Annotated in this window: 27 protein-coding genes; 15 read left to right on the top strand and 12 right to left on the bottom strand. The window is 67.2% G+C overall.

Features of this window, described 5'->3' with window-relative positions:
• Position 1: 1 nt before the first annotated feature.
• Positions 2 to 460 carry a MarR family winged helix-turn-helix transcriptional regulator gene (locus PI990_RS20460; RefSeq protein ID WP_031289025.1) on the bottom strand — a complete coding sequence of 153 codons (459 nt, stop codon included), beginning with the start codon at positions 458 to 460 and terminating at the stop codon, positions 2 to 4.
• Positions 461 to 542: 82 nt separating this feature from the next.
• Between PI990_RS20460 and PI990_RS20455 the strand changes: the two genes are divergently transcribed.
• Genes PI990_RS20455 through PI990_RS20440 form a run of 4 tightly spaced genes read left to right on the top strand, consistent with a single transcriptional unit; the run spans position 543 to position 3,299 of the window.
• Positions 543 to 1,709 carry an aminotransferase-like domain-containing protein gene (locus PI990_RS20455; protein ID WP_271658291.1) on the top strand — a complete coding sequence of 389 codons (1,167 nt, stop codon included), beginning with the start codon at positions 543 to 545 and terminating at the stop codon, positions 1,707 to 1,709.
• 14 nt (positions 1,710 to 1,723) lie between these two features.
• On the top strand, positions 1,724 to 2,326 hold the full coding sequence (locus tag PI990_RS20450; protein WP_173178347.1) for a glutathione S-transferase family protein: 603 nt from the start codon (positions 1,724 to 1,726) through the stop codon (positions 2,324 to 2,326).
• Positions 2,327 to 2,356: 30 nt separating this feature from the next.
• Positions 2,357 to 2,905 (top strand): GNAT family N-acetyltransferase, encoded by a 549-nt coding sequence (locus tag PI990_RS20445; protein WP_021222677.1) that lies wholly within the window; start codon positions 2,357 to 2,359, stop codon positions 2,903 to 2,905.
• 43 nt (positions 2,906 to 2,948) lie between these two features.
• Positions 2,949 to 3,299, top strand: a complete 351-nt coding sequence (locus PI990_RS20440) for a GFA family protein (RefSeq protein WP_021222676.1) — start codon at positions 2,949 to 2,951, stop codon at positions 3,297 to 3,299.
• A 401-nt stretch (positions 3,300 to 3,700) separates the two neighbouring features.
• Here the strand turns inward: PI990_RS20440 and folE are convergent, their stop codons facing one another.
• From folE to PI990_RS20420, 4 genes are all read right to left on the bottom strand, one after another.
• A complete protein-coding gene (folE, locus tag PI990_RS20435; protein WP_184490867.1) occupies positions 3,701 to 4,261 on the bottom strand; it encodes a GTP cyclohydrolase I FolE in 561 nt (186 codons plus the stop codon).
• 235 nt (positions 4,262 to 4,496) lie between these two features.
• Positions 4,497 to 5,159 (bottom strand): class I SAM-dependent methyltransferase, encoded by a 663-nt coding sequence (locus tag PI990_RS20430; RefSeq protein WP_271658290.1) that lies wholly within the window; start codon positions 5,157 to 5,159, stop codon positions 4,497 to 4,499.
• A 74-nt stretch (positions 5,160 to 5,233) separates the two neighbouring features.
• Positions 5,234 to 5,443 carry a cold-shock protein gene (locus PI990_RS20425; protein WP_184490871.1) on the bottom strand — a complete coding sequence of 70 codons (210 nt, stop codon included), beginning with the start codon at positions 5,441 to 5,443 and terminating at the stop codon, positions 5,234 to 5,236.
• A 352-nt stretch (positions 5,444 to 5,795) separates the two neighbouring features.
• Complete coding sequence (locus PI990_RS20420) at positions 5,796 to 6,137, bottom strand: winged helix-turn-helix transcriptional regulator (RefSeq protein WP_271658289.1); 342 nt, start codon at positions 6,135 to 6,137, stop codon at positions 5,796 to 5,798.
• A 90-nt stretch (positions 6,138 to 6,227) separates the two neighbouring features.
• On the opposite strand from PI990_RS20420, the gene PI990_RS20415 reads away from it, so the two are divergent.
• Positions 6,228 to 6,776 carry a carboxymuconolactone decarboxylase family protein gene (locus PI990_RS20415; protein WP_271658288.1) on the top strand — a complete coding sequence of 183 codons (549 nt, stop codon included), beginning with the start codon at positions 6,228 to 6,230 and terminating at the stop codon, positions 6,774 to 6,776.
• On the opposite strand, the gene PI990_RS20410 is transcribed toward PI990_RS20415, so the two are convergent.
• The 3 genes from PI990_RS20410 to PI990_RS20400 form a co-directional block, all read right to left on the bottom strand.
• Positions 6,777 to 7,334 carry a Smr/MutS family protein gene (locus tag PI990_RS20410; protein ID WP_043244135.1) on the bottom strand — a complete coding sequence of 186 codons (558 nt, stop codon included), beginning with the start codon at positions 7,332 to 7,334 and terminating at the stop codon, positions 6,777 to 6,779.
• Between the two features lie 43 nt (positions 7,335 to 7,377).
• Positions 7,378 to 7,698, bottom strand: a complete 321-nt coding sequence (locus tag PI990_RS20405; protein ID WP_271658287.1) for a hypothetical protein — start codon at positions 7,696 to 7,698, stop codon at positions 7,378 to 7,380.
• A gap of 100 nt (positions 7,699 to 7,798) precedes the next feature.
• On the bottom strand, positions 7,799 to 8,395 hold the full coding sequence (locus PI990_RS20400; RefSeq protein WP_271658286.1) for a cysteine hydrolase family protein: 597 nt from the start codon (positions 8,393 to 8,395) through the stop codon (positions 7,799 to 7,801).
• A 150-nt stretch (positions 8,396 to 8,545) separates the two neighbouring features.
• Between PI990_RS20400 and PI990_RS20395 the strand changes: the two genes are divergently transcribed.
• Entirely contained in the window at positions 8,546 to 8,677 is a 132-nt protein-coding gene (locus PI990_RS20395; protein ID WP_263402161.1) for a hypothetical protein, read from the top strand.
• A 47-nt stretch (positions 8,678 to 8,724) separates the two neighbouring features.
• Entirely contained in the window at positions 8,725 to 9,639 is a 915-nt protein-coding gene (prmB, locus tag PI990_RS20390; RefSeq protein ID WP_031289021.1) for a 50S ribosomal protein L3 N(5)-glutamine methyltransferase, read from the top strand.
• Positions 9,640 to 9,793: 154 nt separating this feature from the next.
• Here the strand turns inward: prmB and PI990_RS20385 are convergent, their stop codons facing one another.
• Together PI990_RS20385 and PI990_RS20380 are read right to left on the bottom strand one after the other, a co-directional pair.
• Positions 9,794 to 10,573 (bottom strand): hypothetical protein, encoded by a 780-nt coding sequence (locus tag PI990_RS20385; protein ID WP_271658285.1) that lies wholly within the window; start codon positions 10,571 to 10,573, stop codon positions 9,794 to 9,796.
• Positions 10,574 to 10,631: 58 nt separating this feature from the next.
• Positions 10,632 to 11,618, bottom strand: a complete 987-nt coding sequence (locus PI990_RS20380) for an alpha/beta hydrolase (protein ID WP_271658284.1) — start codon at positions 11,616 to 11,618, stop codon at positions 10,632 to 10,634.
• Positions 11,619 to 11,748: 130 nt separating this feature from the next.
• On the opposite strand from PI990_RS20380, the gene aroC reads away from it, so the two are divergent.
• From aroC to mtnC, 5 genes are all read left to right on the top strand, one after another.
• On the top strand, positions 11,749 to 12,840 hold the full coding sequence (gene aroC / locus PI990_RS20375; RefSeq protein WP_021222663.1) for a chorismate synthase: 1,092 nt from the start codon (positions 11,749 to 11,751) through the stop codon (positions 12,838 to 12,840).
• Positions 12,837 to 14,000 (top strand): MFS transporter, encoded by a 1,164-nt coding sequence (locus PI990_RS20370; RefSeq protein WP_271658283.1) that lies wholly within the window; start codon positions 12,837 to 12,839, stop codon positions 13,998 to 14,000. Before aroC ends, PI990_RS20370 begins: the two co-directional genes overlap by 4 nt.
• Positions 13,997 to 14,611, top strand: coding sequence for a methylthioribulose 1-phosphate dehydratase (locus tag PI990_RS20365; protein ID WP_021222661.1), 615 nt, complete (start codon positions 13,997 to 13,999; stop codon positions 14,609 to 14,611). Before PI990_RS20370 ends, PI990_RS20365 begins: the two co-directional genes overlap by 4 nt.
• A gap of 86 nt (positions 14,612 to 14,697) precedes the next feature.
• Positions 14,698 to 15,243 (top strand): 1,2-dihydroxy-3-keto-5-methylthiopentene dioxygenase, encoded by a 546-nt coding sequence (locus PI990_RS20360; protein ID WP_021222660.1) that lies wholly within the window; start codon positions 14,698 to 14,700, stop codon positions 15,241 to 15,243.
• Positions 15,244 to 15,385: 142 nt separating this feature from the next.
• Positions 15,386 to 16,069 (top strand): acireductone synthase, encoded by a 684-nt coding sequence (mtnC, locus tag PI990_RS20355; RefSeq protein ID WP_184490883.1) that lies wholly within the window; start codon positions 15,386 to 15,388, stop codon positions 16,067 to 16,069.
• A gap of 13 nt (positions 16,070 to 16,082) precedes the next feature.
• Here the strand turns inward: mtnC and PI990_RS20350 are convergent, their stop codons facing one another.
• Positions 16,083 to 16,967, bottom strand: coding sequence for an endonuclease/exonuclease/phosphatase family protein (locus PI990_RS20350; RefSeq protein WP_271658282.1), 885 nt, complete (start codon positions 16,965 to 16,967; stop codon positions 16,083 to 16,085).
• A gap of 138 nt (positions 16,968 to 17,105) precedes the next feature.
• Here PI990_RS20350 and PI990_RS20345 point away from each other — a divergent pair, with 138 nt between their 5' ends.
• The 3 genes from PI990_RS20345 to PI990_RS20335 are packed head-to-tail and all read left to right on the top strand — an operon-like array spanning position 17,106 to position 18,097.
• A complete protein-coding gene (locus tag PI990_RS20345) occupies positions 17,106 to 17,303 on the top strand; it encodes a PLDc N-terminal domain-containing protein (protein WP_021222657.1) in 198 nt (65 codons plus the stop codon).
• 51 nt (positions 17,304 to 17,354) lie between these two features.
• On the top strand, positions 17,355 to 17,546 hold the full coding sequence (locus PI990_RS20340; RefSeq protein ID WP_043244146.1) for a PLDc N-terminal domain-containing protein: 192 nt from the start codon (positions 17,355 to 17,357) through the stop codon (positions 17,544 to 17,546).
• Positions 17,543 to 18,097 (top strand): histidine phosphatase family protein, encoded by a 555-nt coding sequence (locus PI990_RS20335; RefSeq protein WP_271658281.1) that lies wholly within the window; start codon positions 17,543 to 17,545, stop codon positions 18,095 to 18,097. Before PI990_RS20340 ends, PI990_RS20335 begins: the two co-directional genes overlap by 4 nt.
• Before the next feature lie 5 nt (positions 18,098 to 18,102).
• On the opposite strand, the gene PI990_RS20330 is transcribed toward PI990_RS20335, so the two are convergent.
• Entirely contained in the window at positions 18,103 to 18,603 is a 501-nt protein-coding gene (locus PI990_RS20330; RefSeq protein WP_263402153.1) for a methylated-DNA--[protein]-cysteine S-methyltransferase, read from the bottom strand.
• Positions 18,604 to 18,605 lie beyond the last annotated feature (2 nt).

Raw genomic sequence — 18,605 nt, 5'->3', positions numbered from 1 at the left:
GTCAGGCGGCTTCTTCGCTCTCGCCCGGGCGCGCGCTGGACAATGCCTGGTTGACCTTCAGCCAGCCATCCACGGCGTCCGCCCCAGCCTCGCTGAAGGCGCGTTCCAGCAGGCGCGCCTGCTCGCGGCGCAGGCTCTTCTCCAGTTTCGAACCGTCGGCGGTCAGGCCCAGCTGGCGCTTGCGCTTGTCGTCGTCGGCGGCGGTGCTTTGCACCAGGTCCATCTCCATCAATTGGCGCAGGGGCGTGTTCAACGCCTGCTTGCTGACGCCCAGGTAGCCGAGCATCTCCTTGACGCTGAGCCCCGGGTACTTGGCGATGAAGAACAGGATGCGGTGGTGCACCCGCGACAGGCCGCGACGGGCGAGCATTTCGTCGGGCTTGCTGGTGAAGGCCTGGTAGCCGAAGAAGAAGGCTTCCATGGCGGCGTGCTGGACGGCTGGGTTTTTAAGGTCAAGCATATTGACGTATCCATCCCGGGCATCGTAATTTCGGTCAAGCAGTTTGACTCAGTTTTCCCGCCTTCGCACCCGGTGACAACCCATGGCCTTCTCCGAACGCATCGCCCGCCTGAAAAGCTCCTTGATCCGTGAAATCCTCGCTGCGGCGCAGCGCCCGGAGGTGATGTCCTTCGCCGGTGGCCTGCCGGCCGAACCGATGCTGCCGAAGGTGGAGTGGGCGGACATGCCGGTGAGCATGGGCCAATACGGCATGAGCGAAGGCGAGCCGGCGCTGCGCGAGGCCATCGCCGCCGAGGCGCAGAAGCTGGGCGTGCAGTGCGACGCCAGCCAGGTGCTGATCGTCAGCGGCTCCCAGCAGGCCCTGGACCTGGCGTCCAAGCTGTTCATCGACCCGGGCACCGAAGTGCTGCTGGAGGCGCCGACCTACCTGGCCGCCCTGCAGGCCTTCCAGCTGTTCGGCGCCGATTGCATCGCCGTGGCCCAGGAAGCCGACGGCCCCGAGCTGGCCTCCCTGCGCCAGCGCCTGGAGCAACACAAGCCGGCCTTCGCCTACCTGATCCCGACCTTCCAGAACCCCTCGGCCGTGCGCTACAGCGAAGCCAAGCGCGATGCCGTGGCGGCGCTGCTGGACGAGTTCGGCGTGACCCTGATCGAAGACGAGCCCTACCGTGAGCTGGTGTTCGACGAAGGCACCGCTACCCCTATCGTCAGCCGCCTGAAGAAGGCCAGCTGGATCTACACCGGCACGGTGTCCAAGACCCTGCTGCCGGGCCTGCGCGTGGGCTTCCTGATCGCCAGCCCGGACCTGTTCCCCTACCTGCTGCGCCTGAAGCAGTCCGCCGACCTGCACACCAACCGCATCGGCCAGTGGCAGGCCCTGCAATGGCTGGGCACCGAGCAGTACCGCGAGCACCTGGCCGAGCTGCGCGACTTCTACCGCCAGCGCCGCGACGCCATGCAGGCGGCGCTGGAAGAGCATTTCGCCGACCTCGCCACCTGGCAGATTCCCCAGGGCGGCCTGTTCTTCTGGCTGGCGCTGAAGCAGCCGCTGGACACCCGTACTCTGCTCAAGCCGGCGCTGGAGCAGAACGTCGCTTTCATGCCGGGCGAGCCTTTCTTCATCGACCCGGACCAGCATCCCGGCTATCTGCGTCTTAACTTCAGCCATGTGGCACCCGAGCGCCTGGGCGAAGGCCTGCAGCGCCTCGCCGGGGTCATCCGTCACGCATTGGCCGCCGAGGCCGCCTGATCGAGGAGTACGACATGTACAAGGTTCACGGCGATTACATCTCCGGCAATTGCTACAAGGTCAAACTGATCCTCACCCTGCTCGGCAAGCCCTACCAGTGGGTGCCGGTGGACATCCTCAAGGGCGAGACCCAGAGCGAAGCCTTTCTGGCGCTGAACCCCAACGGCAAGATCCCGGTGCTGGAACTGGAAGACGGCACCACGCTCTGGGAGTCCAACGCCATCCTCAACTTCCTCGCCGAGGGCAGCGACCTGCTGCCCAGCGAGCCGCGCCTGCGCACCCAGGTGCTGCAGTGGCAGTTCTTCGAGCAGTACAGCCACGAGCCCTATGTGGCGGTGGCGCGTTTCATCAAGCTCTACCAGGGCATGCCCGCCGAGCGCGAAGAGGAATACCGCACTTGCCTGGCGCGGGGCTACAAGGCGCTCAAGGTGATGGAACAGCAGCTCTCGCGCACGCCGTACCTGGTGGGCGAGCAGTACTCCATCGCCGACATCGCCCTCTATGCCTACACCCATGTGGCGGAAGAGGGCGGTTTCGACCTCTCGCGCTTCCCGGCCGTACTGGCCTGGATGGACCGCGTGGCCAGCCACCCGAAACACGTGGGCATGCTGGGCTGACGACACACCACGGGGCGGGGAGGCCCGCAGATGACGACGCCATCGCTCAATGGCCCGCGCGTCGGGCTGCGCCCCTTCAGGGCCGACGACGCGCCCGAGGTTCAGCGCCTGGCCGGTGACCCGGCCATCGCGGCGACCACCGCGACCATTCCCCATCCCTATCCCCTGGAACTGGCCCAGGGCTGGATCGCCAGCCTGGAGCCTGGCTACCCGCAGCGCCCGCGCATCACCTGGGCCATCGTCCGGCGCGAGGATGATGCGCTGCTCGGCTGTATCAGCCTGATGGGGCTGCGAGCCGGCGCCGAATCCGGCGAACTGGCCTACTGGATCGGCAAGCCGTACTGGGGCCAGGGCTACATGCAGGAGGCCGCACGCCTGGTGCTGGCCCATGCCTTCGAGGTGCTCGGCCTGGCCTGGGTGGAGGGTTACTGCCTGGCGCACAACCCGGCCTCGGCGCGGGTGATGACCGGCATCGGCCTGCAGCCCCTGGGGCAGCGCTTCCCCCGCGAGTTCCGTGGGCGCGAGGAGACGCTGCTGGGCTTCCGCCTGGACATGGCGCACTGGGCGACCCTGGTCTAACGTGGCGACATCGGCCTGCGACGGGCCAGGCAGGGAGAGACCCATGAAATACACAGGCGGCTGCCATTGCGGCCGGATCGCGTTCGAGGTGGACGGCAGCCCGCTCGCCGAGGTGATGGAGTGCAACTGCTCGCTATGCAGCAAGCGCGGCTACCTGCTGTGGTTCGTGCCACGGGCGCAACTGACGCTGTCGACCCCGGACACGGACCTGTCCACCTACCGCTTCAACCGCATGCACATCGCCCATCACTTCTGCGCCAACTGCGGCTGCGCACCCTTCGGCGAGGCGGCCGATCCCCAGGGCAATGCCATGGCGGCGGTGAACGTGCGCTGCCTGGAGGGCGTCGACCCCGACACCCTGAAGGTGGTGAAGGTGGATGGGCGCAGCTTCTAGCTCGCTTGGTTCAGGCAAGGCGAAGTGCTGCACCCGGCTCCGCCGGACTTGTTTGCGAATTCATTTGAACGTGGGAAACCACGTCCTTGGGGCGTGGTCATGAGTCATCGGCTCTGCCTGTGACGATTTGAATTGAGAGCCCTACAGGATGAACGCGTGTCGTAGGGTGTGCCGTGCGCACCTCCGCGCGGTGCTTCCGGCGAGTCCGAGGTGCGCGCAGCACACCCTACGTCCGGAGTGAGCGGCGGCTGCTTGCTCCAAGGTCTGATTGCGCCTCCCTTATAGGGGGGGCAAAAAGCAAAGCCACGTGGACTTTTACTCGCGAGAAGAGCCCACCTCGAATCCTGAAACCCGATAAACGAAAAAACCGGCCGAGGCCGGTTTTTTCATGGGCGCGCGACTCAGCGGATCAGGCTGAGGAACTCGCTGCGGGTCGCGGCGTTCTGGCGGAACTCGCCGAGCATCACCGAGGTGACCATGGAGGAGTTCTGCTTCTCCACGCCGCGCATCATCATGCACATGTGCTGGGCTTCGATGACCACGGCGACACCGGCGGCACCGGTGACCTGCTGCACGGCCTCGGCGATCTGGCGGCTGAGGTTTTCCTGGATCTGCAGGCGGCGGGCGTACATGTCGACGATGCGCGCGACCTTGGACAGGCCCAGCACCTTGCCGCTCGGCAGGTAGGCGACGTGGGCTTTGCCGATGAAGGGCAGCAGGTGGTGTTCGCACAGGGAGTACAGCTCGATGTCCTTCACCAGCACCATTTCGCTGTTGTCGGAGCTGAACAGTGCACCGTTGGTGACCTCCTCCAGCGTCTGCTCGTAGCCGCGGCAGAGGTACTGCATGGCCTTGGCGGCACGCTTGGGGGTGTCCAGCAGGCCTTCGCGGGAGACGTCCTCGCCGAGCTGGCCGAGGATCGCGGTGTAGTGTTGCTCGAGTTTCTGATTGCTAGATTCCATGGGGCTTCCAGGGGCTAGTGGAATATCAGCGTGCCCTTCGTGGGCCTCCCTTTCGGGGGCCGCACCGCTTGCCCATCGTGGTGGGCTCGGGACAGCTTCTGCACGCTATGGCCGGATCGAGTGGCGATAGAGGCGGGCATCATACCCGCCACGACGCGTCGGGTCGCCTGGGCGAGGCGGCAATTGTACTGCGGGCGCCGTTGCGCCCGGGTATCCGTATGCGCCATGCAAGGGCTCAGGCGGCGACGGCGCCTCGGCTGAAGTGCAGGTAGGAGCCCTTGAAGCGCTCGCCGTTGGCCAGCATGCAGTCGGCGTGGCTGATGTCCATGCCGTAGCCGAGCTCGGCCATCTCGTCATGGAAGGCCTGCTGGCCCTGGCGATCCGGGTCGACCAGCAGCACTTCCACGGAGCTTGCGGAATGGCGGTCGATGAAGTCGGCCAGATCGGCCTGGTTGTCATGGTCATAGAGCAGGTCGCTGCCGATGATCAGGTCGAATTCGCCGAACGCCTCGGTGCCGCCCCAGTCGCAGGTTTCGTAGCGCATTGGCGGCAGGCCGTTGAGGCGTGCGTTCTCGGCGAGGAAGGTGGGGATCAGCGGGTGGATGTCGCTGGCGGTCATGTCGCCGCCGCGCTGGTGGCCCACCAGGCTGGCCAGGCAGAGCCCGGCGCCGACTTCCAGCACGCGCAAGCCGGTGAGGTCGCGGGTCGCCATCGTCTGGGCCAGCACTTCGCCTGCCGGCCACACCTGGCCGAACAGCGCCCAGGTATCGGCGGTGATGCCCAGGTCGGCAGCCTCGCCCAGCGGGTCGTGGAACTGCTCGGCATCCAGCAGCGATTGCATGTGGAAGTCCCTGCCGCCCACCCGGAAGGTATTGGTCTTGATCAGATAGCCTGGCATGTCGCTCCGCTGCGCTGAAAAAAGAGAAGGCAAAAAAAAGCCCCGGAAACCCGGGGCTTCTTTCGAGGTGGGGGTTAGACCACCTGAACTTGCTCGGCTTGCAGGCCTTTCGGGCCTTTGGCGACGAGGTAGCTCACCTGCTGGCCTTCAGCCAGGGATTTGAAGCCGGCGCTTTCGATGGAGCGGTAGTGAACGAAGAGGTCCGGGCCTTCCTGGGGGGTGATGAAGCCGAAGCCTTTTTCATCGTTGAACCATTTGACGGTGCCGGTTTGACGTGCGGACATGATGTATCTCCAGGGAAATATATAGGGCATCGACGCCGGGACATCCGGGTCGAGACTGAGAGCGAAGAGCGAAAGAAGCCGAGGAGATGAAAGATGGGAATCGTTACATCAGGTCAGAAATCGCAATGACACGTTGCATCCAGTGCGCCCACCATACTCCTCTTGCCGGAATAACCCAGATTTATTTTTATCGGTGCGCTGTCAGGGGCGTTCGGGAGGGAAGAAAAGGCCGCCATCAGTTGAATTTGGGGGGACCGATGGCGGCCCTACAGCAAGCCCTCAGCAGGGCTTCCAGAGGATAGTGAGGCTCCCGCCGAGCGCCATCGCCGCCCGTCGCCGGGCACGGGCAGCGTCATTCGGCCGAGGGTGGCGGCAGGCGTTCGGCCCAGGTTTCAGCCCACTCGGCGAGGGGCAGGCAGCGCTGGATCAACTCGTAGCCATTCTCGCTGAGCCGATAGCCGGCATCCCCCAGGTCGACCAGCAGCGCCTCGCGCAACTCGCCCATGCGGGTATTGAGCACGGAGGGCGAGAGGCCTTCGCAGCGTGCCTGGAGTTCACGGAAGGTGGCCGGGCCCTGGTGCAGTTCCCAGAGGATGCGCAGGCTCCAGCGACGGCCGAGGAGGTCCAGCAGGGCCATGATCGGGCGGCCGCTGGTGGAGCCGCGAACCGGTTTGCCGGGGAGGGGAAGGGTCATGATCGGATTCCTTGCTACTTTTTTAGTAGCAGACGGAACGCTTTGCTGCTACGTTTTGCGTAGCGTAACAGCCCGACAGGAGATCCGGCCATGAGCACTGCGCGTATCCAACCCCTCGATGCCCCCTATGGCCCGGCCGTGCAGGCCGCCTTCGATAAGGTCATGCCGCCCGGCGTGCCGCCGCTCAAGCTGTTCCGCAGCATGGCGCGCAACCCCCGCGTCCTGCAGCGGCTGATCGCCGGCGGCCTGCTGGACCCCGGCAGCATCACCCTGTGCGAGCGCGAGGTGCTGATCCTACGCACCACCGCCCGCTGCCGGGCCGAGTACGAATGGGGCGTGCACGTGGCCTTCTTCGCCGAGCGTGCAGGGTTCAGCGCGGAGCAGGTGGCCGACAGTTGCAGCGAACGGCCTGACCCGGCGCTCTGGAGCGCGGCCGAACTGGCGCTGATGGAGCTGGCCGATGGGTTGAACCGCTCGGCGCAGGTGGAGGAGGGGCTGTGGCAACGGCTGGCCTCGCACTTCAGCGAGGAGCAGTTGATCGAGTGCCTGATGCTGGTCGGCTTCTACCACGCGGTGTCGTTCGTGGTGAACGGCACCGGCGTGGAGCGGGAAGCGGGCGTGCCGCGATTTCCGCGCTGACTACTCGTCGCGGCCTTCGAGCATGGTGCGGCGCAGCATCACATAGACTGCGCCGGTGCCACCGTGGCGCGGCAGGCAGGAGGTGAAGCCCAGCACCTGCGGGTGCTGGCGCAGCCAGGTGTTGACGTGGCTCTTGATCAGCGGGCGCTTGCCATCCAGGCGTGCCGCCTTGCCGTGGGTGATGCGCACGCAGCGGATTTCGAATTTCGCCGCTTCGGCGAAAAAGTCCCACAGGGTTTCGCGGGCTTTTTCCACGCTCATGCCGTGCAGGTCGAGGCTGCCTTCGAAGCCGATCTGGCCCAGCTTGAGCTTGCGCATCTGGCCTTCCTGGACGCCGTCGCGGGCCCAGTGCAGTTCGTCCTCGGCACCAACATCGATGACGAACAGGTCGGAGAGGCCGTCCACCTTGGTCGATTCGGTTATCTGGGTCGCATTCTGACGCAGGCTGGCGACCTGCTTGCGATCGGCCTTCGGCTTGCCGGTGTCGGCACGGTCGTGCTGGATGCGCTTCACACCACGCATCTGCTCGTTGAACAGGGAAAAGTCGTCGTCTTGCATAAGGCCTCCACGAAGGAGGCCTAGTTTACCCAGCGCCTGGGCGTCAGTCGCGTTTCTTCATCAGCCCGGGGGACAGGCTCAGGTCGTTGCGGCGGCGCGAACGGCGGCGGGCGATGCGCCAGCCGGCGACGCCGAACCAGAGGCACAGCAGGCCGATCACCAGCAGGGTCACGGCGGAACCCGTGCTGTCATTCAACGTACCCAGCGCCGGCGGGCGGCCGAGCAGGGTGGCGGCGCCGGCCATGGCGAGCAGGATGCCGAAACTGGCGACCAGCGCAGCGAAGGCCGCAGCGATACGCCAGCGCCAGCTGCCCGGCCCACGTGGACGCAGGCGGCGGGCATCGAAACCATCGGATAACTTCATCCGGACGTCCTCATTGGCAATCGGGCGTATGACCGGCGCCTGTCAGCGGGGTTCCGGTCGTTCGCCCGATTGGATGTCGCGAGATGTGTAGCGCTCAGGCTCAGGCCAGGGCGCGGGCGTGGGGCACGACGCTGGCGAAGTTGTCGGCGAGGGCGATGACTTCGACGCGGTGCATCTCGTCGGCGCTGATCACGCCGCCATCGACAGTGGGCAGGTCGCGGGTGGCGCAGGCGGCGCTGACCAGGGTGCAGCGGTAGCCGTAGTCCTTGGCGGCACGCACGGTGGTGCTGACGCTGGAATGGGTCATGAAGCCGCAGACCACCAGGTCCAGGTGGCCGATGTCCTGCAGGCGGTCATGCAGCTCGGTGCCGGCGAAGGCGTTGGGCAGGCGCTTCTCGACCACGGTCTCGCCCGGCAGCGGGGCGACTTCGGGGAGGTGCTGGCCACGTTCGCCCTGGGGGTCGAGCAGGCCGCCGGGAACGCCCAGGTGCTTGACGTGGACCACGGCGCTGCCGATGGCGCGGGCGGCTGCCAGCAGGGTGGCGATCTCCTCCAGCGCGGCATCCAGGCCGGGCAGGGCGAGAACGCCGCTGCGGTACTCCTCCTGCGCGTCTATGATCACCAGGGTGGCGTTGTTCAGGCTGGCAGGCGGGTAGCCGCGGCCACTCAGTTGGAACATGGATTTGGGGGCGGACATGCGAATCTCCGGTACGGCTTTGTCGGCCATTGTCCGCCGAGCGGAGCGATAAGTGAACCATGTCGCGCAACTGACTTGTCGATCGCCGGGCGGCCGTGCACTATCGGTGTGTTTCGCAGGACGCGAAGCCCCCCGCAGAAGGAGCTGCCCATGCCCGATTTCTCTGAGGTCCCCGCTTATTTCTGGTTGCTCTTCGCCTTGGCCGTGTCCATCGCGGTGATGCGCGAGTTGCGTCGCGAGCGCGAGGAAGAGCCCGGCCCGCCAACGCGTCGCAAGCCCTGAGCCGACGGGTGTAGAATCACCCACCCGAGTTTTCTGAGGTCGTCTTCGTGTCCGAGTCCCGTTTGCGCACCCTGCGTGATCACATCCGCTGGGCGGTCAGCCGTTTCCATGCGGAAAACCTGTTCTTCGGTCATGGCACCGACAACGCCTGGGACGAAGCGCGCCAGCTGGTGCTGGGCGCGCTGCACCTGCCTTATGAAGTGGCCGACAGCTACCTCGATTGCCGCCTGGAAGACGACGAGCGCGCCCACGTCCAGGCGCTGCTGCGCCGCCGCATTCTCGAGCGCGTGCCGGTGGCCTATCTGCTGGGCGAGGCCTGGTTCTGCGGCATGCCCTTCGTGGTGGACGAGCGCGTGCTGGTGCCGCGTTCCCCCATCGCCGAGCTGATCCAGCAGAGCTTCGAACCCTGGCTGGCCGCCGAGCCCGCGCGCATCCTCGACCTGTGCACCGGTTCCGGCTGCATCGGTATCGCCGCGGCCCATGCCTTCCCCAATGCCGAAGTGGTGCTGGCCGACCTGTCCTTCGATGCGCTGGAAGTCGCCAACCTGAACATCGAGCGGCATGACCTGGAAGACCGCGTCTTCACCGTCCAGGGCGACGGTTTCGAGGGGCTGCCGAACCAGCGTTTCGACCTGATCCTGTCCAACCCGCCCTATGTGGACGCCGAAGACTTCGCCGACATGCCCGAGGAGTTCCAGCACGAGCCGGCCATGGGCCTGGCCTGCGGCGACGATGGGCTGGACCTGGTGCGCCGGATGCTGGCCGAGGCCGCCGACCACCTCACCGAGCGCGGCACGCTGATCATCGAAGTGGGCAACAGCCAGGTGCACGTCGAAGCCCTGTACCCGGAAGTGGACTTCACCTGGCTGGAGTTCGCCCATGGCGGCCACGGCGTGTTCCTGCTCAGTGCCAGCCAGTGCCGCGAGCACCAGGCGCTGTTCCGCTCGCGCCTGAACGGCTGAGCCACGGCAAGTCCGAAAGCCCGTCCCCGCCAGGCGACGGGCTTTTTCATGCCTGGGCATTTTGGGGGGACGTAGGGCGGGTGAAACCCGCGTGTCGGGTTGCACCCGACCTACAGGGATTGCCGCATAGGGCTTTGCTGGGTTGAGCGCAGGTTCAGTGGGTGGCGATCCAGATCAGCAGCCCGGCCTGGAACACCGCGAACACCACCAGGCAGGCGATGGTGAAGCGCAGGCCGCTGTCCTCGCGCTGGAAGGCGTTGACCCGATCCTGCAGCTTGCGGATCTCGATCTCCTGCTGGTGCAGGTTGTGGTCGGCCTGCTGGAGCATGGCGGCGGCGTCGAGCATGTCGACGACCTGCACCTTTTCCTTGTTCCAGTCCTCGTGCAGCTCGCTGACGCGCCCGGCACGGTATTCGGCCTTGAGCTGCAGGGCGTCGAGGTAGGTGACCTCGAACCCCTGGGCCTTGAGGAAGTGATCGCGGCGCAGGCGGAATTCTTCGGCCACCGCGTCCTTGGCCGCCAGGGCGCCGCCTTCGACCTTGTAGTGCGGCCAGTGGCGCCGGGCCCAGCCGATGCCGCGTGCCAGCAGGAAGCGGCCCAGGCCACGGTTCTGCGGTTCCAGCTGCAGGCCGCTGTCGGCGCCGAAACGCACCTCCTTGCTGCGGTGGTCGGCCCAGACCTCGAACAGGTTCTGCTCCTTGCGCACCCGCTGGCCGGGCAGGTGCAGGCTCAGGTGCAGCACGCTCTGGTCGGCGCTGTGGCGTTCCACCTCGCCGAACTGAACGAAGCGCAACGGCCGCGCGCCGGTCTGCCTGTCGGTGGGCAGCGGGGCCAGGCGCAGCAGCTGGAAACGCTCCGGCTCCAGGTCCGTCCACGGGTGTGGCTGGGCTATGGGTTCGGCGGTTTCCGTCTGTTCGGTTTCGTCTTCGGTCATCGAGCGCAATCCTGTGGCTGGGCGCAGCGGGCCCCATGGCGGCGCGCTGACCTGTCCCTTATCGGCTGCTTTTGCCGTCGCTGGAGGGCAGCCGCTCGATGAAGGCGACCAGGCGCTCACCGAGCTCGCGGGCCAGGGGCAGGCCCGGGGAATTATAGGTGGCGAGCGGGTCGCGGGCATCCGCCGGGGTGATGCGCAGGATGTGGTTCATGCCAGGGATGATCGCCAGCTCGGCATCCGGGCGGATCGCCTGCAGGGCGCGGGCGTCGCCCACGCTCACCTGGATGTCGTGGCTGCCCTGGACGATCAGCGCCGGCACCTTTACGGCGGTGAAGGCGGCGGCCGGATCCTTGGCGAACAGCGAGATGAGGTAGGGCTGCACGCTGGGGCGGTAGAGTACCAGCAGCGGCTTGGGCACGCGCAGCACCTGATGCCCGGCCTTGAGGCTGGCGAGGATTTCGTCGCTGCGGGCCATCAGCGGCGGTGGCAAGCGCTGCTGCAGCTGCTCGCGCAACAGCGCGTCGATGGGGCGGGCGCTGCCGGCGATGGACACCAGCGCATCGGCCCCGGCACCCGGCGCGGCCAGGCTGGCGATCAAGGCGCCCTCGCTGTGGCCGATCAGCACCAGCCGCGAGAAGCGCGGGTCGGCCTTCAGCTTGTGACCCCAGGCCACCGCATCGGCCACATAAAGGTCGACGCTCAGTTGCCGCTCGTCGGGGCCGGCGGCCTGGCTCGCGGCGATACCGCGCTTGTCGTAGCGCACGCTGGCGATGCCGTTGCGCGCCAGCAGCTCGGCGAGCTTCTTCAGGCTGTCGTTGCGCCCGCCCATGGGGTTGTTGCCGTTGCGGTCGGTGGGGCCGGAGCCGGCCAGCAGCATCGCCACCGGCACCGGCGCGTCGGTCTTGGGCCGCAGCAGGGTGCCGTGCAGGGTGCCGGAGGCAGTCTCCAGCTCGATGGGGCGCTGGAGGATGGTCCAGGGGTCGGCCAGGGCGGTGCCGGTGAAGGTCAGGAAGAGGAGGGCGAGCAGGGGGCGGAGGCGTGGCATGAAGGGTTCCGGGTACGGCGATGTGGCTTGGACGCCGGCGCCGGCGCAAGGTTCGTGGGTGAACTGGCCGGGCGCCGCAGGTATACTCCTCGGCCTTTCTTCGAGGCCCAATTTAAGCGGAGCACTGTGCATGTCCGGCAACACCTACGGCAAGCTGTTCACCGTCACCACGGCTGGCGAAAGCCACGGCCCGGCGCTGGTCGCCATCGTCGACGGCTGCCCGCCGGGGCTGGAGCTTTCCCTGGACGATCTGCAACGTGACCTCGACCGCCGCAAGCCGGGCACCAGCCGCCACACCACCCAGCGCCAGGAAGCCGACGAGGTGGAAATCCTCTCCGGCGTCTTCGAAGGCCGTACCACCGGCTGCTCCATCGGCCTGCTGATCCGCAACACCGACCAGAAGTCCAAGGACTACTCGGCGATCAAGGACCTGTTCCGCCCGGCCCACGCCGACTACACCTACCACCACAAGTACGGCATCCGCGACTACCGTGGCGGCGGCCGTTCCTCGGCGCGCGAGACCGCGATGCGCGTCGCCGCCGGCGCCATCGCCAAGAAGTACCTGGCCACCCTGGGCATCAGCGTGCGCGGCTACATGAGCCAGCTCGGCCCGATCGAGATCCCCTTCAAGACCTGGGATTCGGTGGAGCAGAACGCCTTCTTCAGCCCCGACCCGGACAAGGTGCCGGAACTGGAGGCCTACATGGACCAGCTGCGCCGTGACCAGGACTCCGTCGGCGCCAAGATCACCGTGGTCGCCGAAGGCGTGATGCCGGGCCTGGGCGAGCCGATCTTCGACCGCCTGGACGCCGAACTGGCCCATGCGCTGATGAGCATCAACGCGGTGAAGGGCGTGGAGATCGGCGCCGGTTTCGCCAGCGTCGCCCAGCGCGGCACCGAGCACCGCGACGAGCTGACCCCGGAGGGCTTCCTCAGCAACAACGCCGGCGGCATCCTCGGCGGCATTTCCTCGGGCCAGCCGATCGTCGCCCACCTGGCGCTCAAGCCCACCTCCAGCATCACCACCCCGGGCCGCTCCATCGATGTCGACGGCAACCCGGTGGACGTGATCACCAAGGGCCGCCACGACCCCTGCGTCGGCATCCGCGCCACGCCCATCGCCGAAGCCATGATGGCCATCGTGCTGATGGACCACCTGCTGCGCCATCGCGGCCAGAACGCCGGCGTGCAGGTCGCCACCCCGGTGCTCGGCCAGCTGTGACGGGCAGCGCGCTGCCTTATTGGCGGCTGTCCGGTTTCTACCTGTTCTACTTCGCCCTGCTGGGCGCCACGGCGCCCTTCCTCGGGCTGTACTTCGCCCACCTGGGCTTCTCCCCGGCGCGCATCGGCGAGCTGGTGGCCATCCCCATGCTGATGCGCTGCGTGGCTCCCAATCTCTGGGGCTGGCTGGGTGATCGCAGCGGTCGGCGCCTGGCCATCGTGCGCTTCGGCGCGCTCTGCACCCTGTGCACCTTCGCCCTGATCTTCATCGACAAGAGCTACGCCTGGCTGGCGATGATCATGGCCCTGCACGCCTTCTTCTGGCACGCGGTGCTGCCGCAGTTCGAGGTGATCACCCTGGCGCACCTCAAGGAGCAGGCGGCGCGCTACAGCCAGATCCGCCTGTGGGGCTCCATCGGCTTCATCCTCACCGTGGTCGGTCTGGGCAAGGCCTTCGAGGTGTTCAGCCTGGACGTCTACCCGCTGGCGCTGGTGGTCATCATGGCCGGCATCGTCGCAAGCAGCTGGTGGGTGCCCAACGCCACGCCGCTGGCCCGCGACAACGGCCTGGAGCAGGGCGGCTTCATCGCCCAGCTGCGCCAGCCGGGCGTGCTGGCGTTCTACCTGTGCGTGGGGCTGATGCAGCTGTCCCACGGGCCTTACTACACCTTCCAGACCATCTACCTGGAAGCCCTCGGCTACCCGCGTGGTTTCATCGGCCAGCTCTGGGCGCTGGGCGTGGTGGCCGAGGTCTTGATGTTCCTGGTGATGGCGCGCATCCTCGCGCGGTTCTCGGTGCGCCAGGTGCTGGCTGCGAGCTTCCTGCTCGCGGCGTTGCGCTGGCTGCTGCTGGGCCATTTCGCCGACAACCTCGCGGTGCTGCTGTTCGCCCAAGTGCTCCATGCGGCGACCTTCGGCAGCTTCCATGCGGCGGCCATCCATTTCGTGCAACGCCAGTTCGGCCCGCAGCAGCAAGGCCAGGGCCAGGCGCTCTACGCGGCACTCGCCGGCACCGGCGGCGCGCTCGGGGCCCTGTACTCGGGTTACAGCTGGACCAGCCTGGGCGCCTCATGGACCTTCGCGATCGCCAGCCTGGCAGCCCTGGCAGCCCTGGCCGCTGCCGTTATCATTGCCACTCAATTGAAAGAGGAGCGGGCATGAACCGCCAACAACTCGCCCAGCAGATCATCGATGCCGGCCGCTTCCTGTATGGCCGCGGCTGGTCGCCGGCCACCAGCAGCAACTACTCCACGCGGCTGTCCGCCGACCAGGCGCTGCTGACCGTTTCCGGCAAGCACAAGGGCGAACTGGGCCTGGACGACGTCCTCGCCACCGACCTCGACGGCAACAGCCTGGAGCCGGGCAAGAAGCCCTCCGCCGAAACCCTGCTGCACACCCAGCTGTACCGCTGGAAGCCGGAGATCGGCGCCGTGCTGCACACCCACTCGGTGAACGCCACCGTGCTCTCGCGCATGACCCTGGCCGACTCCCTGGTGTTCGCCGACTACGAGCTGCAGAAAGCCTTCAGCGGCATCGCCACCCACGAATCCCAGGTGCTGGTGCCGATCTTCGACAACGACCAGGACATCGCCCGCCTCGCCGCCAAGGTGCAGCCCTGGCTGGACGAGCACCCCGATTGCGTGGGCTACCTGATCCGTGGCCACGGCCTCTATACCTGGGGCCCGCGCATGAGCGATGCGCTGCGCCAGGTGGAAGCCTTCGAGTTTCTTTTCGAGTGCGAGCTGAAGGTTCGCGCCATTACCCGAGCCTGACGCTTCCTTCCTTCCGAAGGTGCATGACCGATAGTGCGTTCGCCCGACCCGCCCCAGAGCGGGAGTGCGGCGCCAGGAGTAGCCAGATGAGCAGCCTTACCGTCTACCACGAGACCAGCCCCGACGTACCGAACAAGGTACTGACCCATGTCGACGACATCGCCAGCACCCTCGCCGATGTCGGTGTGCGCTTCGAGCGCTGGCAGGCCAGCGCGCCGATCACCGCCGGTGCCCCGCAGGAGGAGGTGATCGCCGCCTACCGTCCGCAGATCGATGCGCTGATGAAGGAGCGCGGCTACGTCACCGTCGACGTGGTCAGCCTCGACCGCAGCCACCCGCAGAAGGCCGAGCTGCGCGCCAAGTTCCTCGACGAGCACCGCCATGCGGAGGACGAAGTGCGTTTCTTCGTCGCCGGGCGCGGCCTGTTCACCCTGCACATCGACGACTACGTCTATGCCGTGCTCTGCGAGAAGAACGACCTGATCTCGGTGCCCGCCGGCACCCGCCACTGGTTCGACATGGGCGAGGAGCCGCACTTCGTCGCCATCCGCCTGTTCAACAACCCCGAGGGCTGGGTGGCTCAGTTCACCGGCGAGGAGATCGCCAGCCGGTTCCCGCGGTTGGAGGATTGAGCTTCCGGTGCTGGGGGGGAGCGGTGGGCTGAAGCCCACCCTACGGCCACCCTACGGCCACCCTACGCCCGGCCTGCGCCTGTCTAATACTTGCCCGCAGCCCCCTTCGGGGCCCATTGAATAACGCGACACCGGAGCCTGCATGCCCATCAAAGCCATTCTCACCGACATCGAAGGCACCACCAGCGCCGTCAGCTTCGTCTTCGACGTGCTCTTTCCCTATGCCGCCCGCCACCTGCCGGAGTTCGTGCTGACCCACGCCGAGCGGCCGGATGTCGCCGAACAGCTGCAGGCGGTGCGGGTGGAGAGCGGTGAGCCGGCTGCCGAGCCGCTGCGGGTGGTGGAAATCCTCCTCGGCTGGATCGCCGAAGACCGCAAGGCCACGCCGTTGAAGGCGCTGCAGGGCATGGTCTGGGAGCAGGGCTACGCTGCCGGCCAGCTCAAGGGGCATGTCTACCCGGACGCGGTGGAGGCGCTGAAACGCTGGAAGCAGGACGGCTATGCGCTGTACGTCTATTCCTCCGGCTCGATCCAGGCGCAGAAGCTGATCTTCGGCTGCTCCGAGGCGGGCGACCTGACGCCGCTGTTCTCCGGCTACTTCGACACCACCTCCGGGCCCAAGCGCGAGGCGGCGTCCTATGGGCGCATTGCCGATGCCATCGGCTTGCCTGCCGGCGACATCCTCTTCCTCTCCGATGTGGTGCAGGAACTGGACGCCGCCCAGCAGGCCGGCATGCCCACCATCGGCCTGGCCCGCGAAGGCGGCGAGCTGGGCAGCCACCCCACCGTGGCCAGCTTCGCGGTGATCGACCCGGCGCGCGCCTGAGCCCTGCCGGGCCTTACTGGTCCAGCCACACCGCGCGGTGGTCCGAGCCGCGCCAGGGCAGGGTGCCCACCGCGCGCACCGGGCGTTCGCCGCGTACCAGGATGTGATCCAGTCCGAGCATGCCCGGCCACCAGGTGGGGCGGATGCGCGGGCTGGTCAGGCGCAGCCCGGCGTTGTCGAGAAAGTCCCGCAGGCGCGGTGAGTAAGCGGTGATGTTGAGATCCCCCAGCACGACCACTTCCGGCCCTTCGGCGGCGATACGCTCCGCCAGTTGCCGCAGTGATTCGTCACGGGCCAGCGCCAGATCGGCTCCCAGCGGCGGCGGTGGATGCAGGCCGAAGACCACCGTGCCGTCTTCCAGCTCGGCACGCAGGTAGGGGTAGCCGGCGGCAGGGCCGGTGAGTTCCAGCACCTGGCAGCGCTTCAGCGGCAGGCGCGAGAACAGCGCCAGGCCGAAGGGCGAATCGCTGTAGCGGGCGCAGGCCTCGAAGGGACGCAGCGCGGCCAGTTGCTCTGCCCAGGCGGGCGTGGCTTCGCTGACGAAGATCAGGTCCGCCTTCTGTTCCGCCAGCCAGCGGGCATCGGCGGCGGCATCCGCGTTGTCCAGCTTCAGGTTGAAGGCGAGGAAGCGCCGCGTGGGCGCATCGGTCGCCAGGGGCTCGGTAGGCAGCGGCGTCAGCGACCAGGCCAGGGCACCCAGCCCGCACAGGGCGAACAGTAGCGAGGAGGCATTGCGCGGTTGCACGGCAGCGCCGACCAGCATCACCACCGCCTGGATCGGCATGAAGTGACTGAGCAGCTCCAGGCCCCAGTGCAGGCGGCCGAACTGGCCAAGCACCAGGGTGACCAGGGCCAGCCAGGCGAGCTGGTTGAGGTGAAAGCGCAAGGCCTTGAGCACGCGTGCATCCTGGGTGGGGGAGAAAGGCGCGATTGTAGGGCCATCCGACGCGGCGTGGGAGCCTTGATAACGGTGCCGGGAACACCCTGGCCGGCGCCCGTGTCCTAACACTGGATAGCCACCCTGCAGGAGCCCGCCATGAGCCAACACGCGATGACCCTGTACGCCGTGCTGGGCACGCTGTACCTGCTGCTCACCGCCTGGGCGCTGTTCAACGTGCTGGGCAGCGGTGTGCGGCGCGAGCAGAAGGTCCTCTGGACCGCACTGTTGCTGCTGTTCCCGCTGCTCGGGCTGTTCAACTGGGCCTGGATGGGGCCGCGTCGCCTGCACCGTTGATCCAGGCTCACCTATCCTGCACTCACAACCCCCGCAATAAGGAGCATCGCCATGGGTTCGATCCTCAACAGCCTCGCCGGGCTGATCATCCTCGCCCTGGATATCTGGGCCATCCTCAACGTCATCAAAAGCAATGTCGAAATCGGCATGAAGGTGTTGTGGATCCTGCTGATCGTGCTGCTGCCGGTGATCGGCCTGATCATCTGGGCCATCGCCGGGCCCCGCGGCAATGTGAGGATATGAGCCGGCGCCGCGGCGCCTGGCTGCTGCTCTGCGCCTGCCTGGCGCTGCCCGTTCACGCTTCTGAAGACGCCGCCTGGGCTGCCTTGCGCAGTGGCCAGGCGGTGTTTCTCATGCATCACGCCAGCGCACCGGGTGCGGGCGACCCGGACAGCTTCCGCCTTGGCGATTGCACCACCCAGCGCAACCTTGACGGCGGCGGGCGCTACCAGGCCCAGCAATGGGGCCAGTTGCTGCGCAGCCACTGGATCGAGGCGCCGCGCCTCTTCACCGGGCGCTGGTGCCGCACCCAGGACACCGCCCTGGAACTGCACATGGGCGCGTCACAACCCATGGCCGAGCTGGATTACTTCGAGGGTGATACCGCCGCCATGCAGCGCATGCGCCAAGCCATCAACGCACTGCCGCGCGGCCTGCCGCTGGTGCTGGTGACCCACGGGGCGAACATGGCGGCGTTGACGGGAACGGCGGCGGCACCGGATGAAGCCCTGATCGTCGCGCTGCCTCTCACCGAGCCGGCCCGGGTCCTGGCACGCATTCCCGCACCGCACTAGACGCGCTAGATCAGCTGCAGCTGGTCCTGCACCGGCTGCACCGCCGCGCCTTCCAGGCGCAACAGAATGGCCTTGCGCTCCAGCCCGCCACCGAAGCCGGTGAGGCTGCCGTCGCGGCCGATGACCCGGTGGCAGGGGATGATCACCGCGATGGGGTTGGCGCCGTTGGCCAGGCCGATGGCGCGTACCGCCTTGGGCCGGCCGATGCGCAGGGCCTGGGTGGCGTAGCTGATGGTCTGGCCGTAGGGGATCTCCAGCAGCGCCTGCCAGGCGGCCCGCTGGAACTCGGTGCCCTGGGGCGCCAGCTGCAGGTCGAAGCGTTTGCGCTTGCCGGCGAAGTACTCGTCCAGCTGGCGGCAGGCCTTGTCCAGCTGGCGGGCGGCGGGTTGCCAGAGTGGGTCCAGCGCCGTGGACTGTTCGGTCTCCATGTGCAGCAGGCGCAGCCCGGCCTCGTCGCCGGCCAGCAGCAGCGGGCCTATGGGGCTGTCCTGATAGCGGAAGTACATGG

It is taken from the genome of Pseudomonas sp. TUM22785 (genome assembly GCF_028198105.1).
GTDB lineage: Bacteria > Pseudomonadota > Gammaproteobacteria > Pseudomonadales > Pseudomonadaceae > Metapseudomonas > Metapseudomonas solani.
Note: the sequence above shows the minus strand (reverse complement) of the source record. Positions and strands in the feature narration are given on the sequence as shown.